We start from the raw sequence: 19,962 nt of genomic DNA, 5'->3' as shown, positions 1-19,962 counted from the left end.
CATGGACATCCGCCACCTTGCGTCCGGCCTCTCGATCTCAGGGCAGATTCATCCCGACCAAATGAGTGAGATCAAAACCAGCGGCTTTCGCGCCATCATCTGTAACCGCCCTGATGGTGAAGGCAGCGATCAACCTTTGTTTGCCGACATCCAGCGTGCCGCACAAGCGATGGGTATCGAGGCGCATTACCTTGCCGCAGAGTCCGGCAAGGTGACCGACGAACAGGGCGTTGCCTTCGGCAAATTGCTCGAGTCCTTGCCCAAGCCAGTGTTGGCGTATTGCCGCTCCGGCATGCGCTCGACGACGATGTGGGCACTGTCCCAGGCCGGCCAGCAACCCTTGCCAAAAATTGTCGAAGCCGCCAGGAAAGCCGGTTTCGACATGAAAGGCGTCATTCGCAGAATTGCCAACGAGGGACGCACCCCTGTTGCCGTGGCCGAAGCCCGGCATGCCGTGGTCATTGTCGGCGGCGGTGCGGCGGGCATCGCGGCAGCTTCAAGCCTATTGGCACGCGAGCCGGGCCTGGACATTGCCATTATCGACCCGGCGGATGTGCATTATTACCAGCCCGGCTGGACCCTCGTCGGCGGTGGCGTGTTCGAGGCACAGCAAACCGCCCACACGATGGGCGCGACCATTCCCCGGGGCGTGCACTGGATAAAAGCGGCTGTGGCTGCCTTCGAGCCTGAAAACGACGCCATTATTCTCGATGGATGCCGCGTGGTCCGCTACGAGCAGTTGATCGTATGCCCGGGCCTTAAACTGGATTGGCATGCCATTGAAGGCCTGCCGCAGACCCTGGGGCGCAACGGCGTCACCTCGAACTATCTGTACCACCTGGCCCCCTACACCTGGGAACAGGTGCAGCAACTGCGCAGTGGCCGGGCGATTTTCACGCAGCCCCCCATGCCGATCAAATGCGCCGGGGCCCCTCAAAAAGCGATGTACCTGTGCGCCGACCACTGGAGACGCCAAGGCGTACTCGGCGATATCGAAATCGACTTCTGCAGCGCCGGGGCAGTCTTGTTCGGCGTTCCCGACTACGTGCCGGCCCTGATGGAATACGTCCACGCCTATGGGATCGACCTGAATTTCGGCAGCACGCTGACGTCTGTCGATGGACCGGCACAGACGGCGACCTTCAGGTGCGTCAAGGCCGATGGCAGTACTCACCTGGTGACGCACGACTTCGACCTGCTGCATGTGGTACCTCCCCAGGTGGCGCCGGATTTTATCCGCGTAAGCCCTCTGGCCGATGGGGCGGGCTGGATCGATGTCGATCCCGACAGCTTGCGGCATAAGACCTGGGCGAATATTCACGCATTGGGCGATGCGACCAATACCAGCAACGCAAAAACCGCAGCGGCGGCGCGCAAGCAGGCGCCCGTGGTCGCCCATAACGTGCTGGTGGCCATGGGCAAGGCCAAGGGCAGCGCCCATTACGACGGCTACGGTTCCTGCCCGCTGACCGTGGAACGGGGCAAAGTCGTTCTCGCTGAATTCACCTATGGCGGCAAGCTCGCCCCCAGCTTCCCGTCCTGGCTGATCGACGGTACTCGGCCTTCGAGACTCGCCTGGCTACTTAAAGAGCGAATTCTTCCACCGCTGTACTGGAAAGCCATGCTCAAGGGCCGTGAATGGCTGGCAAAACCTGAACTGGCGGACCTATGAAATCAAACCTCTGCTCCAGGAGACCGAGATGATTACCGTCCTGGTACTGGGCTTTTCGGTGGGCGTGATCCTGGCCCTGACCGGCGCCGGCGGCGGCATACTCGCCGTCCCGTTCCTGGTTTTTGGCGTGGGCTTGAGCATGGCCGAAGCCGGGCCCATTGGTTTGCTGGCGGTGGGCCTGGCCGCCACGCTGGGCGCCGTGATGGGCCTGCGCAATGGCATCGTGCGCTACAAGGCTGCATTGCTGACGGCCAGTGCGGGAGTCATCTGCTCGCCGTTGGGCCTTTGGTTGGCGCAGCGCACGCCCAACCGCCCGCTGACGATCCTGTTTGCCTTGTTGCTGATGTACGTGGCGTTCCGGGCCTTGCAAAAATCACTGCCCACTCGCGTCGAGACAAAGGCATCCGCCGCGCGTAAACCACCGCCCTGTGTCCTGGACGAAAATCGCGGCAAGCTGAACTGGACCGGCCCTTGCGCGTGGGCGCTCACGGCTTCGGGCATGGTCGCCGGGGTGCTTTCCGGGCTGCTCGGCGTGGGCGGTGGTTTCGTCATGGTTCCGGCGCTCCAGCGGTACACCAATTTGACCACGCAGTCGGTGCTCGCCACGTCGCTGACCGTCATCGCTTTGGTTTCCATGTCAGGGGTGCTGGCGAGTTCAGCGATGGGCCACCTGCAATGGCCAATAGCGCTACCCTTTTCCATGGGGGCCATCGTCGGCATGCTCGGCGGGCGCCTGGTCGCCACGAGGTTGCCGGAACCCTATCTGCAAAGAGGCTTCGCCCTGGTGTCGACGCTGGTAGCGGTCGCCCTGCTGGTAAAGGTCCTGGGTTGAATAACCGGGTGGAAAATCATCGATGTGTAGCGGAGAACGCTGATGAATATTGACTGGCTCAACTTTACGCCGTGGGCATCCCTGGCCGGCGGCATGTTGATTGGCTTGGCGGCCAGCCTGTTCGTGGTTGCCAACGGCCGGATCGCCGGCATCAGCGGGCTGATCGGCAGCCTGCTGCAGCGTGGCAGTGAAGGGCTGGGCGAGAAGGCTCTGTTTCTCCTGGGCCTGCTCGTCGCGCCGCTGTTATGGGGCGTGTTTGCCACCTTGCCGTCGATCGAGTTCCAGAACGGCTGGTTCGGCCTCACCGTCGCGGGCCTATTGGTGGGGATCGGCACTCGTTACGGTTCGGGCTGCACCAGTGGCCATGGCGTGTGTGGCCTACCACGCCTTTCACCGCGCTCGATGGTCGCCACCGCGTGTTTCATGCTCAGCGGTTTCGCCACGGTATTTGTCCTGCGTCACGTGATAGGGGTTTGAACATGCGCAAACTGACGGCATTCATCGCCGGCCTGCTCTTTGGCCTAGGGCTGCTCCTGGCAGGCATGGCCAACCCGAAAAAAGTGTTGGGCTTCCTGGACCTGGCCGGCACCTGGGACCCATCCCTGGCGTTGGTGATGATCGGCGCGATTGGCACCGCCATTGTCCCGCTGGCCTGGGCGCGCCAACAGACTCAGTCGCTGCTGGGCAGCCCCATGCAGTTGCCGGTCAAGCGCGAACTGGACCCGCGCTTGATCGGTGGCAGCCTGGTGTTCGGCATCGGTTGGGGCATCGCCGGCATCTGCCCTGGCCCTGCCGTGGCCATCCTGCTGACCGGACACTGGCAAGCCTTTGTGTTCATGCTGGCCATGTTGGCGGGCATGTTGTTGTTCACCGCGCTGGAAACCCGGCGCGTCCATTGATCGGGAGATTGTCATGAAAGCCAACATTGGAACCATTGACCGGGGCGCACGTATTGCCGCGGGGCTTGTCCTCATCATCCTGAGCCTGACGGGCTTGATCGGCGCCTGGGGCTGGATCGGCCTGGTGCCATTGGCCACCGGTATCTTTCGCTTCTGCCCGCTCTATTCGTTGTTGGGCATCAAGACCTGCAAACGTTGCTGAGACGCGCAACGGCCCTTCTCCTGGAACGGCCATTGACCTTGCAAGCCCGCCTTGGAGTCTTGCAACAGACTCCCTCGACCCAAGGAGTCACCGCCATGCCCTGCCCACAGCCCGATACGTATGATGTTGTCATCATCGGTGGCGGCCAGGCGGCCTTGGCGGTGGCCTATTTCCTGCGGCGCACGCCTCTGTCGTACGTCATCCTCGACGCCCAGGAAGAACCCGGTGGCGCCTGGCGCCATGGCTGGAACTCGTTGCGACTGTTCTCCCCGGCGACCTGGAGTTCGATCCCCGGCTGGATGATGCCGCCCACACAAAATGGCTATCCGTCACGAGACCACGTGATCGACTACCTCAAGCAGTACGAACAGCGCTATCGACTCCCCGTGGTGCGGCCGGTACAGGTCACCCGCGTGGAACCCACCAAAACGGGCTTGCGCGTACACGCCCCGAACAGGCACTGGGACGCCCGGGTGGTGGTCAGCGCAACGGGCACCTGGAGCAACCCCTACCTCCCTCGCTACCCTGATGCGGCCTTGTTCGCCGGCCAGCAATTGCATTCGGCGGACTATGTCGAGGCGTCCCCGTTCGCCGGCAAGAAAGTCCTGGTGGTGGGCGGCGGCAATTCAGGGGCGCAGATTCTGGCCGAGGTGTCGAAAGTCGCCGAGACCACTTGGGTCACTCCCGTCGAACCGCTGTTCCTTCCTGACGAGGTCGATGGGCGGGTGTTGTTCGAGCGTGCCACCGAACGCTGGAAGGCCCAGCAGGAAGGTCGCGTCATCGACCAACCCGTGGGAGGGTTGGGCGACATCGTCATGGTGCCGCCGGTGGTCGAGGCCCGTGAACGCAACGTCCTTCAGGCCGTCAGGCCTTTCGAGCGCTTTACCCGCAACGGCGTGATCTGGGCCGACGGCCGCGAATCAGCGGTGGACGTGGTGATCTGGTGCACCGGATTCAGGCCCGCCCTGCGGCACCTGGATGCGCTGGGGGTGCTCAACAACGACGGCCGCGTGGAGGTCGAGGGCACTCGCGCGATACAAGAGCCCAGGCTGTGGCTGGTCGGCTACGGCGAGTGGACGGGGTCGGCTTCCGCCACCCTGATCGGCGTTACACGCACGGCACGCAGCACGGTCGACGAGATAGTTGCCTTTCTCGCCGGACAATCCACGGCCGATGCGCCTGCTTGAAGCACCGCATGGGGCCGGCCACCTGTCATGGTGTCGGGAAACCGCTTAGAAGCGCCCTATTTCCAAGGTCGCGCACAGCCCACCCTCGGTGCGATTCTCCAAGCGTATGCGCCCTCCCAGACGATCCGCGATGGTGCGCACGATCGTCAGGCCCAACCCCGCCCCCTGGTCATTGCCGCGGCTGTAGAACCGTTCGAAGAGCCGCTCACGCTCGGTCTCGTCGATACCCGGCCCCTGGTCTTCGACTGACAGCTCGTAGTGATCGCCCTTCCTGGCCAGGCGGACGGTGATCGTGCCGTTGGCCGGCGAAAAATTGGCCGCGTTGGTCACCAGGTTGTTCAAGGCGATGTCGATGGCCACCGGGTCGATTCGAACCGGGCCGATGTCATCGCTGACGTCCAGCACCGGCTCGAGCCCCTTGCTCAATAACCAGGGCGTCAGTTGAACCAGGCTCGCACGAACCGTGGCGGGCAGGTCGATGACCGCAGGCGTCGGAACACCTGCCTGCGGTTCGAGCCGCGCCATGGTGAGCAGTTGATTGACCAAACGCGTGGTGCGATCGACGCCAGCGATCAGGTGTTCCAGGGACTCGCGACGGCTTTGCTCGCTTCCCGCCTCCATCAGGTTCTGTGCATGCACCCGCAGCACAGCCAACGGCGTACGCATTTCATGGGCGGCGTCGGCAATGAAACGCCGCTCACGGCCCATCACCTCCTGGATCTGCGCCAAGACGCGGTTGAGGGCCGCCTGCATGGGCTCAAGCTCCGTAGGGAGCGGCATCATTTGCAGGGGTTCCAGTGAGCCGGGGTGCCTGGCGCGCAACTTCGCCGCCATATCGACCAAGGGCTTGAGGCCCCAGCCGATGGCCAGCCAGATCACTGCGGCAAGCACCACGCTGCCGATCAGGTTGGGCACGACAGTGTGACGAACAATGCGGTCGACCAGGTCGGCACGCACGTCGTCACGCTCCCCCACCCAGATCTTCAAACCGTATTGCGCGTCGTCCAGGACGAACGCCCGCCACTTACGGTTGTTCCGGTCCACGATGTCACTGAAGCCCGGCGCGCCAGGCGGTGAGGTGAACGACGGTGCGCTGGAGGTATGAACCAGCACCGAACCTTGTGAATTCCAGACTTGAAAAGCAATCTTGCTCTCATAAGGATGGCCATTGACCCTGGGAACCGCCTGCCCCAGCGCCGAATTGAACGCCTGATACAGCTCGGCGTGTTCCTTGCTCGCCATCGGCATGCGCATCACGCCCTGCAACAGCCGGGCATTCTGCGCCAACTGGGCATCGTAGACCTCGGCGATTTCGTGGTTGCTGTCATGCAGGTTGAACACGGTGATGATCAACAGGCCCAGGAACAGCAGGCCGAGGATCAACGTGAGGGTACGACGCCGGATCGAACTCATCGACGCTCCTCCACCAGGTAACCGACACCACGAATGGTGCGGATCAGGTCGGTGGAGAATTTCTTGCGCAGGTGATGGATGTGCACTTCCAGGGTGTTGCTCTCGGCCTCCTCGCTCCAGCCGTAGAGCAACTGCATCAGATGATCGCGAGTCATGACCCGGCCCGGCGGCGAGAGCAGTTCGTGGAGCAGCTGATATTCCTTGGGGGTCAGGGCCACCGGCTTGCCCTGGTAACTGACTTGCTGGGTGCCGGGGTTCAGGCTGATGCCGGCATGTTCGATCAACGCCTGGGCGCGGCCGGCGCTGCGGCGCAACAAGGCCCGTAGCCGGGCCTTGAGTTCCGCCAGATCGAAGGGCTTGACCAGATAATCATCGGCCCCGGCGTCCAACCCGGCGATGCGATCCTCGGTGGCGTCGCGGGCGGTGAGGATCAGCACCGGCAGGTTGGAGCCACTGTCACGCAAGCGCCGCAATACTTGCAGGCCGTCCATGCGTGGCAGGCCCAGGTCAAGCACCGCCAGGTCGAAGGTTTCACTGAGCAACGAATGCAAGGCGCTGCTGCCGTCCTGCACCCAGTCGACGGTATAGCCTTCGCGACTCAGGGCCTGATGGATGCCCTCGCCCAAGGCCACGTCATCCTCGATCAGTAATAAACGCACATACGCTCCTGTCAGTTCAGTTGCTTGTTCACATCCACCAGTAAAGCGTCGATCTCCTTGCGGCGCCCGGCATCGGCCGTTTCCCGACCTGGCCGCGGTGCTGCCTGCAAGGCTTTTTGCAACGCTGCCTTGGCTTCGCTATAGCGCTTCTGACGGTAGAGGTGATCGCCCCAAAAGTACAGGCTGTCGATGCCGTTCGGGTTGAGTTGCAACGCCTGTTGGAGCAATTGCTCGGCCTTGTCCGAGTCACCGAAACCCAGGGGCCAGCCCGGCACCCGGTCGTAGAGTGCGCCGAGGCTGGTGTAGGCCGAGCCTTGCAGGGCCTTGGGGTCCAGGGTCAGGGCTTTTTCCAGGTCACCCTTGGCATCCTTGACCTTGCCCAGCGCACCGATCCCACCCTTGGCACCGGCCCAACTGCTGTTGACGATGCCGGACCAGATCCACGCTTCGGCCACCGATTGGCGCTCCTGCTTGAACGCCGATGCCTGGACGGCGAGTTTTTCGAACGCATCGGCGCGTTGGCCTTCGGGCACTTCATATTGAATGTGGGCCCAGCTCTGCTGGATGTCGCTGAGACGTTGCTGGTCGGCCGCTTCCAAGGCCCAGACGCTTTGGCTCAGGGTGCCGATCAATAGGCAAGCGAGGATTTTTTTCATGGCTTGAGGTGCTCGTTTTCAGGTTTGTGACTGAGGCGGCGCACCAGTGGCAACTGCTTGCGCAGGCCACGGTCCACCAGGTTGGGCAGCAGGCTGTTGAGGCCGACAAAAAAGCGTTCGGGCCAGCCCAGATACAACTCGCGTCGGTCGCCGATAATCGCGTGGATCACCGCCGCCGCCACGGTTTTCGGGTCGTCGACGTTGGCCTTGAGGGCTTGGTTGAGCGCATCGGCCGCCGGGCTGTTCATCGAGGTACGGGTAGCCCGGGGCGCTACGTAGAGCACCCCGACACGGGTATCGGCCAACTCCCGGCGCAAGGCTTCGGAAAAACCGCGCAAGGCAAACTTGCTGGCGCAGTAGCTGGCATAGCCCGGGTAGCCGATCGAGCCATAGGTCGAGCCGACGTTGACCACCATCGCGCTGTCAGCCTGCTTGAGCAGTGGCAAGAGCAGTTTGGTCAGGCAGATCGGCGCGCTGATGTTCAGCGCCAGCATGGCGTTGATCTCGCTGTCGTCGAGTTGTTCGAGCATGGCGAAGTGGTTCACGCCGGCGGCATTGATCAGCAGGTTGATGCCGCCCTGGGCCTCGGCGGCGACCAGCACTTTGCGCCGGTCGGCGAGGAAGGTCAGGTCGGCTTCGACCCAGCTCAATTGCTGCGGATACTGCTCCAGCAACGGCTGCAAGGCTTCGCGATGCCTGGCCACGGCCAGCACCCGCGCACCACTGGCGCACAGGGCGGCGGCGATGGCCTGACCGATTCCGCCGCTGGCGCCGGTCAGTACGACACGCGCATCACACAAGCGCATGTTGATGCTCCCCGTCGCGCGGCAGGCCGCGGAACATGTCGGTGTACAACCGGTACACCACCTTGGAGGCATGGATCACCGCAGCCTGGTCCGCCGGATCGTCCAGCCGGTTCATCAAGCCGCGATAGGTCTGCATATGCCCGATGTCGAGCGATCCATGGGAGCTGAGGTAGCTGAACGCCGTGGGCGGCAACTCCAGGCGCTCGCGGATGCTGTCGGCGGCATGGGTCGCCAGGGCGATACTGGTGCCCTCCAGCACATTGACCATGCCGAACAGGCCGACCGGGTTGCCTCGGGCGATCAAGTCATAGAGGTAGCTGACCATCAGCTCGATGGGCAACGACGGCTGGCCGTTGCGCACCGCTTCCTTATCGCCACCGCACACGGCAATGTCATCCAGCACCCATTGCTCGTGGCCGTACTCTTCGTCGATGTATTCGCACACCGCCTTGCGCAGCCATTCCAGGTGCGTTGGCAGACGCGCCCCGCAAGCCATCATCAACGGTACGGTGTGGCGCACGTGGTAATACGCTTGGATCAGGAAGCCCCGGTAACTGGCCAGGCTGACCTGGCCGTCGAGGGCGTCACGAATGATCGGCAGATTGAACAGGGTCTGGCGTTCTTGCTGGGTGGCTTCTTGCAACGTGTCAAAAAAACTCATGATGGGGATTCCTCGGACAAGACAGATGAAGTGAGCTGCGCACGGTAATGCTCGACGATGGCCTCCCGGCGTGGCCGGCCATTAGCGGTGAGCATGCCGTTGGCAGCGCTGAAGGGTTGGTCCAGGCGCGTCCAGCGATGGACCCGTGCGTAATCGGGCAACGTGTCGTTGGCCTTGGCCACGGCCAGTTCCAACGCTTGATCGGTACAGTTGGCGCGGGCGGGCCAGAGCAGTGCATGGTTGTGCGGCATGGCTTCGCCATAAACGAAGGCCTGGGCAATGTCACCGCCCTGGGTGAGTTCGGCTTCAACCCATTCGGGGTTCACGTTGCGACCGAAACTGGTCACGAACTGGTGCTTCTTGCGCCCGCGCAGGTAAAGGAAACCGTCTTCGTCGAATTCACCCAGGTCGCCGCTGGGCCACCATTCGCTGGCGCGCGGAGGCTCACCCAGGTAACCGAGCAGCGTCGAGCCCTTGATCAGGACTTCGCCGTCATCGGCCAAGCGGATCTCCACATGGGGCAGCGGCTGGCCGACACTGCCGGCACGATGAGCCTGTGGCCGGTTAAGGCAGACCACCGAGGCGCACTCCGACAGCCCATAACCTTCAAACACCGGCAGGCCAACCCGCTGGGCCCGTTGCAACAAATCGTGGGACACCCGTGCCCCGCCAACGGCGGCGAAGCGCACGATGTGCGGGTTGAACATCTTCTGTTCGGCAGCCGTGACCAACATCAATAGCAACTGCGGAACCAGGATCAGGCTGTGCGCCCGACGCTCGGCCAGGCATCCCAACAGCCGCGTCGGGTCAACCCCGCTGGCGCCCTGGATGCCGAGGGTCTTCTGGCTGGGCAGGCTCAGCATGGCTCCGGCATACAACGCCGCGTAGCAGCCAAGGTTTTCCAGCAGAATCGCCAGGGGCAGTAACGCCAGGTGATGCCTGGCCTCGACCGGTTGGCTGGCCTGCTCCAGTTCACGGGCCACCCGCAACAAGCTGTCGGCGCTCAGGCAGACGCCTTTGGGCGTGCCGGTGGTGCCGGAGGTGAACGTCAGCTTGGCGGTGCCTGCCGGCAGACGGCTCGGTCCGTCGAAGTGCCGTCGCCAGAATTCGCCACTGTGCTGGTATCCGGCAGCTTGCAGTTCCGCCTCGAACGCGGGCTCGGCAATCACTCGCTCGGCCTGGCTCTGTTCCAGGCAGTGCCGACGTTGAGCCTGGCTGAAAAAACCGGGCAGGATGACGCAGGTCAGCCCTTCGAACAGTGCGGCAAGGTCCCAGAGCATCGCTTCGATGCCATTGTCCAGGGCCAGGGCGACAACGCTGATGTGCTCATCGCGCAGGCGTTGCTGGCGGTACACCACTTCGGAATAAAGTGTCGCGTAGTCGAGCTGCGAGCCATCGCCCCACAGTGCCACCGCATGGCCCCTGCGCTCGGCATGACCGCGCAGGGTGCGCTTGAAGCGTTCCATTTCAGGCGACATGGCTGGTTTCTCCGAGGTCCGTCGGCAGTCCCAGGCGATTGAACAGGCCGGTATTGCGCAGATGAATGAAACCGGCGCGGATGTTCCCGACATGAACCCACGGCTGGCTCTCGTAGTAGCGGCCCCAGAGATGACGGTCCTCGCCGAGGCGCTGCGGGTCGGCCGGGCACAGCGTCACAGGCTTGAGGCCCAGGCGATGGAAGCTGTTGACCAGGCCGATGTTGCCAGTGAACGCAACCCACTCCAGGCCGCCCATGGCCAACAGATAAGTGATCGCGATGATGCTCAGTCGGGCGCTGCCCGTGTCGCTGGCGGCCAGGTTGCCAACCTCGACGATGCCGGCGCGGTCCACCGGACGGTCGGCAGCGGCACTGATCAAGGGCTCGATGGGGCTGTCCAGATAATGTTCGAGGAACAGCGGCCCCTGTGCGGCGCGGCGCACGCCGGCGGCTGCGCAGAGCGTGCCGTGGACATCGTCGAGCCCGAACAGCTCCGGCATGAAGTGACGGATATCGGCACCGTGGACCTGGCGAAAACGCTGCTGGATGAACGCTTCGAACTCAGCTCGCCGAGGTTGTCCCGGCAAAGCCCGGTGCAAGTGGCGAACCGGCGGGTCGGCGTCGCCAAAGGCCAGCGGCAGGTGGATGTTCCAGTCAAAATCGGGCATGGGTCAACGTTCTCCCTCGGGCTATTGAGAGAAAGTATCGAGGCCGTTTCTTAACGAAGTCTGAAGGTGGAAAATTTTTGCCTCGTTCGAGAGACAGTCCGGTCAAACCTGAACTGCCCCTGATCGCGATTCCGTAGTACAGTGCGCAAGTCCGATAAATATCCACTTTGAGATGACCTGAAGTCTCAGGAGCAACTTCAATGGACCCGAACACCCCGCCATCCCTCTGCCGCGGCGCTAACAGCATGATCGAAATCACCGAAGCCTCCATTGCCCAATTGCGCGCTGCGCTGGAGTCGGGCCAGACAACGGCGGTAGCGCTTGTCCAGGCCTACCTCGCCAGGATCGATGCCTACGACGGTCCCGATACGTCCACAGCCCTCAACGCGGTGGTGGTGCGCAACCCCGATGCGTTGAAAGAGGCCCAGGCCTCCGATGCCCGTCGGGCGAGCGGCCAGACCCTGGGGCCGCTCGACGGCATTCCCTATACGGCCAAGGACAGTTACCTGGTCAAGGGGCTCACTGCCGCTTCCGGCAGCCCGGCGTTCAAGGACCTGGTTGCTTATCGCGATGCGTTCACCATCGAGCGGCTTCGCGCCGCCGGGGCGATCTGCCTGGGCAAGACCAACATGCCGCCCATGGCCAACGGCGGCATGCAGCGCGGGGTGTATGGCCGTGCCGAAAGCCCGTACAACGGCGACTACCTCACCGCTCCCTTTGCCTCGGGCTCTTCGAACGGCGCGGGCACGGCAACCGCCGCCAGTTTCGCGGCGTTCGGCCTTGCGGAAGAAACCTGGTCGAGCGGACGCGGTCCGGCGTCGAACAATGGCTTGTGCGCGTATACACCGTCGCGCGGCGTGATCTCGGTGCGTGGCAACTGGCCGTTGACGCCGACGATGGACGTCGTCGTGCCCTACGCCAGGACCATGGCCGACCTGCTCGAAGTGCTGGACGTGGTGGTCGCCGAGGACCTGGACACCCGTGGCGACCTGTGGCGCCTGCAACCCTGGGTGCCGATTCCGAGCGTCGACTCGGTTCGCCCGGCCTCGTATCCGAGCCTTGCCAGCCACCCAAGTGCGCTGGCAGGCGTTCGGTTCGGCGTTCCTCGGATGTACATCAACGCCGACCCTGAAGCAGGCACGGCCCCGGCCCCCGGCATCGGCGGCCCGACGGGGCAGCGAATCATCACCCGCGCCTCGGTGATCGAGCTCTGGGAGCAAGCGCGCAAGGCGCTTGAGGCCTGTGGCGCCGAAGTGGTCGAGGTGGATTTCCCCCTGGTGTCCAACTGCGAGGGTGATCGTCCTGGCGCACCCACGGTCTTCACCCGCGGCCTGGTTTCCAAAGAGTTCCTGCACCATGAGTTGTGGGACCTGTCGGCCTGGGCATTCGATGATTTCCTGCGGGCCAACGGTGATCCTAAGTTGAATCGCCTGGCCGACGTCGACGGACCGAAGATCTTCCCCCACGACCCGGGCACCCTGCCCAACCGAGAGGATGATCTGGCCGCCGGCATGGATGAGTACGTGAAGATGGCCCAGCGCGGCATCACGCCGTGGGACCAGATCCCGACCCTGCCCGACGGCCTGCGTGGGCTTGAAGAGACGCGTCGAATCGACCTGGAAGACTGGATGGCGCGGCTGGGCCTGGACGCGGTGATCTTCCCGACCGTCGCCGACGTCGGGCCGGCCGATGCGGACATCAACCCGGCGTCTGCCGATATCGCCTGGAGCAACGGGGTCTGGGTCGCCAATGGCAACCTCGCCATCCGCCATCTGGGCGTGCCGACTGTCACTGTGCCGATGGGCGTCATGGCGGACATCGGCATGCCCGTCGGGCTGACGTTCGCTGGGCGTGCCTATGATGATTCGACGCTGTTGCGACTGGCTTCGGCGTTTGAATCAATCGGTTCAAAACGCCTGATCCCGCCGCGGACGCCGCCGCTGTCGGCTTGATCGTTTAGCGAGTTTGGTCTTGGCGGCAAGTCTATCGTTCCCACGCTCCAGCGTGGGAACGCCGCCAGGGACGCTCCGCGTTCCGCTTCCGGAAGGTGACGCAGAGCGTCACGGGATGCGTTCCCACGCAGAGCGAGGGAACGATCAACCGTGGCTGGGTTACGCAGCAGCCCCCTGCCCCGGCTCTATAATCGGAAATACTGTTGCATGGCACGGGAAAGCAGGTCCACGGCCTCATCGCCGTGTGACGCCTGCGCTCGCATGAACACCACCTCATGCTCCTGAATAACCGGCAGGCCTTCGAGGATCTGCATGGCGTCCGTCACCCGCGCGCGGTCTATCAGGCTGACCGCCAACCCTGCCTCCACACACGCCTTGACGGCCTGGTTGGAGGGGCTTTCCAGGACGACTCGGGTCCTGCGGCCGCTTTGCCTGAGGGCCTCCATCATCGCTTGCCGATAAGGGCATTGCGCCGCATGAACCGCCAGCGGCAATGGCTCCATAGAGGCCATCGCCACGTGGGCCGGACCGACCCAGACCGGCGTGGTGGAAACCAGCACTTGCCCGCCTGCACTCGCCTGCCCCTTCGGCTGCGCAACCACCGCTGCCTGGAGCTTGCCGCGCTGGACCAGGTCACGTAGCGCGTAGCTGGGCGCGGTCTTGAGCTCCAACACCACGTTGGGCCACTCGGCGGCGAAGGTCGGGAGGATGTCGCGGATGACATGCTCGGCGTATTCATCCGGCACCCCCAAGGTGATGCGTCCCGCCAGCCGGGTTCCGTGCAGATCGGCCAGCACCCGGTCGTGGGTGCTCAGCAGTTCCGTCGTCGCCACGAGCAGACGCTTGCCCAACGCGGTGAGGGATACCGATTGATTGTCCCGATTGAGCAAACGCCCGCCAGCGACCGCTTCCAGGCGCTGAATATGCACGCTGACCGCCGCCGGGCTTTTGTGCAGCTGTTCTGCCGCCGCACTGAATTTGCCGATCCGTGCCACCGCATGAAAGGTACGTATCAAGTCGATATCGAGTATGGCCGTCATGATTCAATCTTCGTGAAGGACTGATGCATTACATTTTGATTTATTAGATTACGCGGGTTTCGTAGCCTGTGGTCATGAACCCGACCAAATCGATGAACTGCCCTTCACTGCCCAAGCCCGACTGGCACTGGCTGATTCCATTGCCAATACTCGAGGCCGCGTTGCTGCTGACGTGGAGCTCCGGTTTCGTCGGCGCACGTTTTTCCATTGATTACGCGCCAGCATTGCTGGTGGTGTTCTGGCGTTGCGTCGTGGTCACGCTCGTCCTGTTGCCCTTCGTCGCCAGAGCGCTGCGCCGAACCTCGCCCGTCGTGTTGTTGAAAAATGCCGGCATCGGCCTTCTGGCGATGGCGGGCTACCTGGCCGGTATCACCCAAGGCATTGCCCTGGGTGTGCCGGCGGGCCTGGCCGCGCTTGTCGCCGACCTGCTGCCGATGGGCCTGGCGCTGTTGGCCGCGGGCGTACTCCGGCAACGACTGGCCTGGCAGGTCTGGGCCGGGCTGCTCATCGGCCTGCTCGGCGTCATGCTAGTGACCCAAGGCGCGCTGGCGTGGGGCAACGCGCCCTGGTGGGCCTATGGCCTGCCGCTGCTTGGCATGCTCTCGCTCGCCGTCGCAACCTTGTGGCAGAAATATCTACCCCCCGCGCAATCACTGGGCCTGTTGCCTAACCTATGGCTGCAATGCTGCGTTTCGGGCCTGGCCTTCGCCCTGGTCGAAGCCGTCCATGGCAGCCTCGCCCCGATACCCAGCGCAGGCTTTGCACTGAGCGTCTTGTGGACCGCGGGCCTGTCGACGATGGGCGGCTATGGGCTCTACTGGCTGTGCCTGCGCCGCGCGACCGCCACCCGGGTCGCCAGCGTCCTGTACCTCAGCCCGCCCATTACGATGCTCTGGGCCTGGGCCATGTTCAACGAGCCGCTTTCATGGCAGATGGTGTCGGGCATGGCGGTGTCCGGGATTGGCATCTGGCTGGTCGTCGGCACCGAAGCCCGGCAGGCCAGGCGCCGAGCGTCTGAGCCGCAGCGCTAAGCGCCCGCACTTGGCAGCGCGATGATTCCTGTGGCAGCGTAGGGAGGAATTTCAAACACTCCTCGCGCCCATAGGCAAAACGGTAGCCATCATGATCTCGCATGTTTTTCTAGGTATCGCCGATTTTGATCGCGCCTTCGGGTTCTATTCAAAGGTCATGGCCGGGCTGGGCCTGACATTGAAATTTAGCGACGCCCGCAAAGGCTGGGCTGGCTGGATTGCCGAACATTCACCGCGCCCGATCTTCGTGATTGGAAAACCCTTTGACGGCAAGGTGCACGAACCCGGCAACGGACAGATGGTGGCTCTGCTTGCCCCCAGCCGGGAAGCCGTGAGGAACAGCTACGCAACAGCACTGGCATTGGGCGGGACGTGTGAGGGAGAACCCGGCTTGAGACCCCACTACCACCCTGATTATTACGGCGCCTACTTTCGGGATCTCGATGGCAACAAGCTTTGCGTCTGCTGCCATGATCCGGTGTTGACTTAGTCGATCGTAATGCATGGCCCGCTTTCGTTTCCTGCCTAGCCAACGTACGAATAAACAGCGAATTCAAACCCATTGAACGGAAAAGAAGCGACCTCTTTCATCCCCATTTTCAAGTGCGTTCGAAGCGACGCTTCATTGTTTGCTCCCTCGCCACGGGTTCTGCGTCAGCCGATCGGCGTTTGCTTCAGCACCTGCCTCACAAAGGCGCCAGTCTTCGCCAGAAATGTGCCGTGGGCGCGTTGCTGACACAGGTCGTTCGAAACGAAACCTGCGGACTCGCTTGCCAAGGCGCCCATCAATTGGGGCAACAGGAATCCGCTTTCGTGCTCCTGGTAAGTCGCAACGGAGGTATCGGGCCGAAAGTTGCCGGGGCAAGTCGTGTCGATCATGGGAATCTCCCGGTGAATGGAGAGCGCTGCGACGACCCGAAACGGTCAATCGCTTCTGGGATCAGTTTCACTGGCGGACGGTTTTTAGAGAATGCCCAGGAATTACATGACTTGATTGCGTAATCTGAAACAATCGCAGCTGACTGAACAAAAAAGGCTTACCGAGGTTTTGATATTTCGTTCCGAGAGGGTGTTTTTTTGGTGTGTATATCCGTTGTTGCGGTAATGGCGGCTGGCGGTTCCGCTCTTACGGCGGGGGCTTTTGGAAGAGCCGGGAGCCGGACCAGCCAACAATATCACTGCAAACTGAACCACCGCTATCGCGAGCAGGCTCGCTCCCACATGGGTTTGCGGGTGTTCATAGCATCTGCGCACAACACAAAAACCTGTGGGAGCGAGCTTGCTCGCGATGAGGCCGGCACATCCAACATCACCGCTCCCACAGGAGAAACGCGATCACCCTAAATCAGGTCGGCTGTTAGGCCGCCTCGCGGTGGACGTTGATCTCGGGCGCCCCGTTAACCACGCTGGCCGAATGCAGGTATTGCGCAGTGGGCACCTCGGCATGGATGCCTAGTGGTGGGGCAGAGCGTTTTTGGTTATTTTTGGCTGGTCCGGCTCCCGGCTCTTCCAAAAGTGACCCGCTGCAAGAGCGGAACCGCCAGCCGCCATTACCGCAGCAACGGATATGCCCCCCATACAAATCACACCGGCGCCTTCAGCATGTCATACGCCTCAAGCGACCGCAGCGAGTAGATATAGGCAGCCCCCGCATTCAACGAAATCGCAGTTGCCAGGGCCGCGGCGACCTCCTCGCGACTCGCGCCGGACTTGATCGCCGCGTCCGTGTGGGCGGCGATACAGCCGTCGCAGCGGGTGGTGACGGCGATGGCGATCGAGATCAGCTCGCGGGTCTTGGCATCGAGTACATTGTTTTCGCTGGCGGCTTCTCCTAGCGCCATATAGGCCTTGACCATTTTCGGGTTGCTGCGGCCCAGCGCGCCAAAGGCTTTCTGAATGGTGGGCAACAATTCGGACCAGTTATTGAACATGGCATTAACTCCTGAGTGGGTTGGGTGTACTGTTTTGACGCCCTCAGTTTTTCACCCTGGCGCCCCTCGGGTTTGCTCAATGCGCTCAGGTTTTTTGGCGAAACGCTCAAATGAATGCGATCGATAAACTCATCAGCCTGGCCAACGTGCGCGGCAGCCTGGACCTGCGCTGTCAGTTCCAGGGCGATTGGGCCCTGGATCACGGGCAGCAAGCCCTGGGCATAGCGCCCTATCACATCGTGTTGGCCGGCGAATGCCGCGTCGAGTTTGCCGATGGGCAGCGCTTGCCCATGCGTGCCGGTGACATCCTGCTGTTGCCGCGCGGTGCCCCTCACGTCATGCACAGCCCTGGCAAAACGGTAACGCCGACCTCCCCCCGGGTCGTGACCGGAGGCACCTTGCCGATTCATCGCATTGGCGGCGCCAGCGCGGAGCTGGACATGCTTTGCGGAGGCTTTCACTTCAACCGGGCTTCGTTGCTGTTCGGTGCCTTGCCCGAATACCTGGTGATTCCCAGCGGCGCATTACCGGCCAATGGGCCGTTGCCGGCGCTGGTGGCGGTCATGCGCGCAGAAGCGGAGGGGGATAAGGTCGGCGCGCGCTTCTTGCTCGATGCCCTGTCACAGGCGCTGTTCACCCTGATTCTGCGTGCGCATCTGGCCAGCCAGGGTCAGGACAGCGGCTCGCTGGCCCTGCTCGGCGATAAGCGTCTGGGCCGGGCCTGGCAGGCCATGTTGGCAGACCCGGCGCACGAATGGACCATCCAAGGCCTGGCGGACATCGCGAGCATGTCCCGGGCCAATTTCATGCGCGCATTCGTCAAGGTGGCCGGCGTCTCGCCGTGGGTGCTGTTGACGCAAGTACGCATGGAATTAGCCTTCAGCCTGCTCAGTCACTCACACTTGGGGCTGAGCGATATTGCCGTACAGGTCGGCTACCAATCCCAGGCCGCGTTCAGCAAGAAATTCAAGGAAGTCTTCGGCGAGGCGCCAGGACGCGTACGCCGCGGGATCCTGGGCCCAAGCGCGAGCTGATACTCAAGAAGCATCCGCTCGCAGCGCCGGGTGCTCGCGCAGGTGCTCGACGATGTAATCCACGAAGCTGCGCACGCGCATCGGCGCCTTGCGTCTTTCGCGGTAGACCACATGAACCGGTATCGAGGGCGGCTCATAGGGTTGCAGGACCCGACGCAAGCGCCCGCTGTTCAGATAGTCGTACAGCGGATAGTTCAAGCAGCGCATCAACCCAGCCCCATGAGCCGCCGCGTCGATGGCCGCCTGCAGCGTGGCGCAGCTGAGCCGCGTGCGGGCCTTGAGGCCGTTGGCCTGCTGCTGGAAAGGCCACTGGACCCAATCCTGGTTGGCTTGCGTGGCGATCAATCGATGATTGTGCAGATCCTGCGGCACAACCGGCTCACCATGAATCGCCAGGTAGCCAGGACTGGCGCAGACGAGCGAACGAACGCTGCCGACCGGTCGTGCGATCAATGAGCAATTGGGCAGATGCCCCACCAGCACCGCCACATCCAGCCCTTCCTCATGCATGTTCGGAAAACGATCATGGTAGTGGGCGAATATCCTGATCTCGGGGTACTGATCCATGTAGCCGGCCAGCACCGGGGCCATGACATAGCGGCTGAACAGCAAGGGCAACAGGATCGTCAGGTTGCCTTGGGCCTGGACATGCCGCCCCTTGGCCGACGCCTCGGCCTCGTCAATCGCCTTGAGGATCCGTGAACAATCGGCCATGAAGCCGACCCCGGCTTCAGTCAGCACGACCCCACGCGTGCTGCGCGACAGTAACTGCACACCCAGTCGCGCCTCCAGCCGAGCGATGGCACGCATCACGGTCGGTCCGGAAACGTTGAGGCGCTGGGCTGCCGAGGCGAGACTGGGGCACTGCGACAGCGCATGGAACATCAGCATTTCATGGTGGCGAGCCATCAGGCGATGCCTTTTACGACAGGCTTGAGCGTGACGTCGTCCCCCAACCGATCAGCGAGGAAGTCCACGAACGTGCGCACCTTGGCCGGCACGCGATTGCTCTTCTGATACACCACGTGAATCGGCAACGCTGGCGGCTCGAACGCCTTGAGCACCACCTCAAGTTCGCCGTCGGCGACCTGCCGGGCCACTTGATAGGACAAGACCCGGGTCACGCCCCAACCCTGGCAGGCGATGTTGATCGCCGCCTGATTCGCGGTCACCACCAGGCGTGGATCAAAGCGCAGGCTCAGCGAATTGGCCTCGTCCATGAACTGCCAATGACTCAGCAAATGACTGGCCGAAGACATCACGATATTGGCCTTGCTCAACTCGCCAGGATGGGTTGGTCGTCCATGTCGCTGGAAATAGGCCGGGGCGCCACAAATCACCTGGCGCACTTCACCCACCTTGATCGCGTGCTGATTGTTTTCCTGCAAATGACCGATGCGGATCGCCACGTCGATGCCTTCGTCGGCGATGTTCACCACGCGGTCGACCAACAAGGCGTTGAGGTGTACCGAGGGAAATTGATCCAGGTAATCCGTCAGCAAAGGCGCGATGTACAGCTCGCCAAACAGCACCGGAGCGGTGACCGTCAGATACCCGCAGGGGATCGAATAACTGCCGGCAGCGGCCTCCTCGGCTTCATCGAGCTCACTCAGGATCCGTCGGCAATCTTCCAGGTAGCGTTGCCCCGCTTCAGTCAGGTACACATTGCGGGTAGTGCGCGACAACAGCTGGGTGCCAATCCGCTCCTCCATCGCCGCAATGGCGCGCGTCACGCTTGGCGGTGAAATACGCAGTCGACGGGCAGCAGCGGCGAACCCTTCCTCCTCGGCCACCGCCATGAAAACCTGCATTTCCTGAAAGCGATCCATGGGCGATCCAGCC

At 62.8% G+C, this 19,962-nt stretch carries 22 protein-coding genes; 10 read left to right on the top strand and 12 right to left on the bottom strand.

Annotation, left to right across the window (positions count from 1 at the left end):
- Position 1: 1 nt before the first annotated feature.
- The 6 genes from ASC85_RS02505 (at position 2) to ASC85_RS02480 (ending at position 4,792) form a co-directional block, all read left to right on the top strand.
- Positions 2-1,672 carry a bifunctional protein tyrosine phosphatase family protein/NAD(P)/FAD-dependent oxidoreductase gene (locus ASC85_RS02505; RefSeq protein ID WP_057448111.1) on the top strand — a complete coding sequence of 557 codons (1,671 nt, stop codon included), beginning with the start codon at positions 2-4 and terminating at the stop codon, positions 1,670-1,672.
- 28 nt (positions 1,673-1,700) lie between these two features.
- Complete coding sequence (locus tag ASC85_RS02500; RefSeq protein ID WP_057448237.1) at positions 1,701-2,504, top strand: sulfite exporter TauE/SafE family protein; 804 nt, start codon at positions 1,701-1,703, stop codon at positions 2,502-2,504.
- A 42-nt stretch (positions 2,505-2,546) separates the two neighbouring features.
- Positions 2,547-2,981 carry a YeeE/YedE family protein gene (locus ASC85_RS02495; RefSeq protein WP_057448110.1) on the top strand — a complete coding sequence of 145 codons (435 nt, stop codon included), beginning with the start codon at positions 2,547-2,549 and terminating at the stop codon, positions 2,979-2,981.
- Positions 2,982-2,983: 2 nt separating this feature from the next.
- Positions 2,984-3,403, top strand: coding sequence for a DUF6691 family protein (locus ASC85_RS02490; RefSeq protein WP_057448109.1), 420 nt, complete (start codon positions 2,984-2,986; stop codon positions 3,401-3,403).
- 13 nt (positions 3,404-3,416) lie between these two features.
- The gene (locus ASC85_RS02485; protein WP_057448108.1) at positions 3,417-3,605 is read left to right on the top strand and encodes a YgaP family membrane protein; all 189 of its coding nucleotides are present in this window, start codon (positions 3,417-3,419) and stop codon (positions 3,603-3,605) included.
- A 95-nt stretch (positions 3,606-3,700) separates the two neighbouring features.
- A complete protein-coding gene (locus ASC85_RS02480) occupies positions 3,701-4,792 on the top strand; it encodes an ArsO family NAD(P)H-dependent flavin-containing monooxygenase (RefSeq protein ID WP_057448107.1) in 1,092 nt (363 codons plus the stop codon).
- A gap of 45 nt (positions 4,793-4,837) precedes the next feature.
- Here ASC85_RS02480 and ASC85_RS02475 read toward each other — a convergent pair whose 3' ends face one another.
- Genes ASC85_RS02475 through ASC85_RS02445 form a run of 7 tightly spaced genes read right to left on the bottom strand, consistent with a single transcriptional unit; the run spans position 4,838 to position 11,132 of the window.
- Positions 4,838-6,205, bottom strand: a complete 1,368-nt coding sequence (locus tag ASC85_RS02475) for a sensor histidine kinase (protein WP_057448106.1) — start codon at positions 6,203-6,205, stop codon at positions 4,838-4,840.
- Positions 6,202-6,864, bottom strand: coding sequence for a response regulator (locus tag ASC85_RS02470; protein ID WP_003201124.1), 663 nt, complete (start codon positions 6,862-6,864; stop codon positions 6,202-6,204). The genes ASC85_RS02475 and ASC85_RS02470 overlap by 4 nt, the downstream gene beginning before the upstream one ends.
- 11 nt (positions 6,865-6,875) lie before the next feature.
- Positions 6,876-7,520, bottom strand: a complete 645-nt coding sequence (locus ASC85_RS02465; protein ID WP_057448105.1) for a tetratricopeptide repeat protein — start codon at positions 7,518-7,520, stop codon at positions 6,876-6,878.
- On the bottom strand, positions 7,517-8,326 hold the full coding sequence (locus ASC85_RS02460) for an SDR family oxidoreductase (RefSeq protein WP_057448104.1): 810 nt from the start codon (positions 8,324-8,326) through the stop codon (positions 7,517-7,519). Before ASC85_RS02460 ends, ASC85_RS02465 begins: the two co-directional genes overlap by 4 nt.
- Positions 8,313-8,987, bottom strand: coding sequence for a TenA family transcriptional regulator (locus ASC85_RS02455; RefSeq protein WP_057448103.1), 675 nt, complete (start codon positions 8,985-8,987; stop codon positions 8,313-8,315). The genes ASC85_RS02460 and ASC85_RS02455 overlap by 14 nt, the downstream gene beginning before the upstream one ends.
- Positions 8,984-10,465: an AMP-binding protein gene (locus ASC85_RS02450; protein WP_057448102.1), complete on the bottom strand. Its 1,482-nt coding sequence runs from the start codon at positions 10,463-10,465 to the stop codon at positions 8,984-8,986. Before ASC85_RS02450 ends, ASC85_RS02455 begins: the two co-directional genes overlap by 4 nt.
- Entirely contained in the window at positions 10,455-11,132 is a 678-nt protein-coding gene (locus ASC85_RS02445; RefSeq protein WP_057448101.1) for a thermostable hemolysin, read from the bottom strand. Before ASC85_RS02445 ends, ASC85_RS02450 begins: the two co-directional genes overlap by 11 nt.
- Positions 11,133-11,377: 245 nt before the next feature.
- Between ASC85_RS02445 and ASC85_RS02440 the strand changes: the two genes are divergently transcribed.
- Positions 11,378-13,084, top strand: coding sequence for an amidase (locus ASC85_RS02440; protein ID WP_057448236.1), 1,707 nt, complete (start codon positions 11,378-11,380; stop codon positions 13,082-13,084).
- Positions 13,085-13,269: 185 nt separating this feature from the next.
- On the opposite strand, the gene ASC85_RS02435 is transcribed toward ASC85_RS02440, so the two are convergent.
- Entirely contained in the window at positions 13,270-14,124 is an 855-nt protein-coding gene (locus ASC85_RS02435) for a LysR family transcriptional regulator (RefSeq protein WP_057448100.1), read from the bottom strand.
- Positions 14,125-14,198: 74 nt separating this feature from the next.
- Here ASC85_RS02435 and ASC85_RS02430 point away from each other — a divergent pair, with 74 nt between their 5' ends.
- Positions 14,199-15,155 (top strand): DMT family transporter, encoded by a 957-nt coding sequence (locus tag ASC85_RS02430; protein ID WP_057448099.1) that lies wholly within the window; start codon positions 14,199-14,201, stop codon positions 15,153-15,155.
- Between the two features lie 91 nt (positions 15,156-15,246).
- Positions 15,247-15,645, top strand: coding sequence for a VOC family protein (locus ASC85_RS02425; RefSeq protein ID WP_057448098.1), 399 nt, complete (start codon positions 15,247-15,249; stop codon positions 15,643-15,645).
- A gap of 164 nt (positions 15,646-15,809) precedes the next feature.
- On the opposite strand, the gene ASC85_RS02420 is transcribed toward ASC85_RS02425, so the two are convergent.
- Both ASC85_RS02420 and ASC85_RS02415 read right to left on the bottom strand, forming a co-directional pair.
- The gene (locus ASC85_RS02420; protein WP_057448097.1) at positions 15,810-16,034 is read right to left on the bottom strand and encodes a hypothetical protein; all 225 of its coding nucleotides are present in this window, start codon (positions 16,032-16,034) and stop codon (positions 15,810-15,812) included.
- Between the two features lie 704 nt (positions 16,035-16,738).
- Entirely contained in the window at positions 16,739-17,086 is a 348-nt protein-coding gene (locus tag ASC85_RS02415) for a carboxymuconolactone decarboxylase family protein (RefSeq protein ID WP_057448096.1), read from the bottom strand.
- Positions 17,087-17,196: 110 nt separating this feature from the next.
- Here ASC85_RS02415 and ASC85_RS02410 point away from each other — a divergent pair, with 110 nt between their 5' ends.
- On the top strand, positions 17,197-18,120 hold the full coding sequence (locus ASC85_RS02410; RefSeq protein WP_057448095.1) for an AraC family transcriptional regulator: 924 nt from the start codon (positions 17,197-17,199) through the stop codon (positions 18,118-18,120).
- 3 nt (positions 18,121-18,123) lie between these two features.
- Here ASC85_RS02410 and ASC85_RS02405 read toward each other — a convergent pair whose 3' ends face one another.
- A complete protein-coding gene (locus ASC85_RS02405; protein WP_057448094.1) occupies positions 18,124-19,029 on the bottom strand; it encodes a LysR family transcriptional regulator in 906 nt (301 codons plus the stop codon).
- Positions 19,029-19,949: a LysR family transcriptional regulator gene (locus tag ASC85_RS02400; RefSeq protein ID WP_014338514.1), complete on the bottom strand. Its 921-nt coding sequence runs from the start codon at positions 19,947-19,949 to the stop codon at positions 19,029-19,031. Before ASC85_RS02400 ends, ASC85_RS02405 begins: the two co-directional genes overlap by 1 nt.
- Positions 19,950-19,962: the final 13 nt, after the last annotated feature.

Origin of the sequence: Pseudomonas sp. Root401 (assembly GCF_001425105.1) — a bacterium.
GTDB classification, from domain to species: domain Bacteria; phylum Pseudomonadota; class Gammaproteobacteria; order Pseudomonadales; family Pseudomonadaceae; genus Aquipseudomonas; species Aquipseudomonas brassicacearum.
The sequence above is the reverse complement of the archived record's forward strand: the minus strand, read 5'-3'. Positions and strand labels throughout refer to the sequence as shown.

Coding starts and splice junctions, on each gene's coding strand:
- ASC85_RS02420 (WP_057448097.1), bottom strand. CDS start 16,034: ATGATCGACACGACTTGCCCCGGCAACTTTCGGCCCGATACCTCCGTT.
- ASC85_RS02425 (WP_057448098.1), top strand. CDS start 15,247: ATGATCTCGCATGTTTTTCTAGGTATCGCCGATTTTGATCGCGCCTTC.
- ASC85_RS02410 (WP_057448095.1), top strand. CDS start 17,197: ATGAATGCGATCGATAAACTCATCAGCCTGGCCAACGTGCGCGGCAGC.
- ASC85_RS02415 (WP_057448096.1), bottom strand. CDS start 17,086: ATGTTCAATAACTGGTCCGAATTGTTGCCCACCATTCAGAAAGCCTTT.
- ASC85_RS02450 (WP_057448102.1), bottom strand. CDS start 10,465: ATGTCGCCTGAAATGGAACGCTTCAAGCGCACCCTGCGCGGTCATGCC.
- ASC85_RS02480 (WP_057448107.1), top strand. CDS start 3,701: ATGCCCTGCCCACAGCCCGATACGTATGATGTTGTCATCATCGGTGGC.
- ASC85_RS02475 (WP_057448106.1), bottom strand. CDS start 6,205: ATGAGTTCGATCCGGCGTCGTACCCTCACGTTGATCCTCGGCCTGCTG.
- ASC85_RS02400 (WP_014338514.1), bottom strand. CDS start 19,949: ATGGATCGCTTTCAGGAAATGCAGGTTTTCATGGCGGTGGCCGAGGAG.
- ASC85_RS02495 (WP_057448110.1), top strand. CDS start 2,547: ATGAATATTGACTGGCTCAACTTTACGCCGTGGGCATCCCTGGCCGGC.
- ASC85_RS02485 (WP_057448108.1), top strand. CDS start 3,417: ATGAAAGCCAACATTGGAACCATTGACCGGGGCGCACGTATTGCCGCG.
- ASC85_RS02445 (WP_057448101.1), bottom strand. CDS start 11,132: ATGCCCGATTTTGACTGGAACATCCACCTGCCGCTGGCCTTTGGCGAC.
- ASC85_RS02455 (WP_057448103.1), bottom strand. CDS start 8,987: ATGAGTTTTTTTGACACGTTGCAAGAAGCCACCCAGCAAGAACGCCAG.
- ASC85_RS02505 (WP_057448111.1), top strand. CDS start 2: ATGGACATCCGCCACCTTGCGTCCGGCCTCTCGATCTCAGGGCAGATT.
- ASC85_RS02435 (WP_057448100.1), bottom strand. CDS start 14,124: ATGACGGCCATACTCGATATCGACTTGATACGTACCTTTCATGCGGTG.
- ASC85_RS02490 (WP_057448109.1), top strand. CDS start 2,984: ATGCGCAAACTGACGGCATTCATCGCCGGCCTGCTCTTTGGCCTAGGG.
- ASC85_RS02440 (WP_057448236.1), top strand. CDS start 11,378: ATGATCGAAATCACCGAAGCCTCCATTGCCCAATTGCGCGCTGCGCTG.
- ASC85_RS02460 (WP_057448104.1), bottom strand. CDS start 8,326: ATGCGCTTGTGTGATGCGCGTGTCGTACTGACCGGCGCCAGCGGCGGA.
- ASC85_RS02465 (WP_057448105.1), bottom strand. CDS start 7,520: ATGAAAAAAATCCTCGCTTGCCTATTGATCGGCACCCTGAGCCAAAGC.
- ASC85_RS02500 (WP_057448237.1), top strand. CDS start 1,701: ATGATTACCGTCCTGGTACTGGGCTTTTCGGTGGGCGTGATCCTGGCC.
- ASC85_RS02430 (WP_057448099.1), top strand. CDS start 14,199: ATGAACCCGACCAAATCGATGAACTGCCCTTCACTGCCCAAGCCCGAC.
- ASC85_RS02405 (WP_057448094.1), bottom strand. CDS start 19,029: ATGGCTCGCCACCATGAAATGCTGATGTTCCATGCGCTGTCGCAGTGC.